The sequence below is a fragment of the Psychrobacter pygoscelis genome (genome assembly GCF_004335015.1).
In the GTDB taxonomy this organism is placed as follows: Bacteria; Pseudomonadota; Gammaproteobacteria; order Pseudomonadales; family Moraxellaceae; genus Psychrobacter; species Psychrobacter pygoscelis.
In genome coordinates, this window is the sequence record NZ_RQRU01000020.1 from 1 (window position 1) to 419 (window position 419).

1 protein-coding gene is annotated in these 419 nt (G+C 61.1%); it reads right to left on the reverse strand.

Features of this window, described 5'->3' with window-relative positions:
• Window positions 1-362: hypothetical protein (locus tag EGV92_RS13765; RefSeq protein ID WP_479725191.1), on the reverse strand; the 362-nt coding region annotated here is incomplete at its 3' end.
• Window positions 363-419 lie beyond the last annotated feature (57 nt).

The window sequence follows — 419 nt, forward strand, 5'->3', positions numbered from 1 at the left end:
TCATCGTTGACCTCTGCCGAGTCAGCCGCCACCAACCCCTTGTACTGAGCCACAGCGTCAGCCGTGAGGGTCTGGAAGTGCTTGCGGAAGGGGCCGTCTGCGAAGTCAGCCCGGAGGTAGTTGAGCTTCTGCCGGTCGCGCTCAGCTTCCGTGAGACTCATACGGTCCAGCTCAGCGAGCTTCTTCATTGCGAAGTTGGCCGCATCCTCCTCCTTGAAGCCCCCGGTGTTCTCGTCGGTCTCGAAGGTGCGCCAGTCGGTCGAGACGTTATCGCCTGACATCCGCTGTGCGTACTTGGTCTCGAAGAGGAGCGACCTGTTATCTGCCTTGATCCTCTTGTCCATCTCCTTGGCACGGGTCACCGAGTCCTGGCCAATGCGGGACAGTAGGCGACCACGGGCGGCATTCAGAGCCTGGGT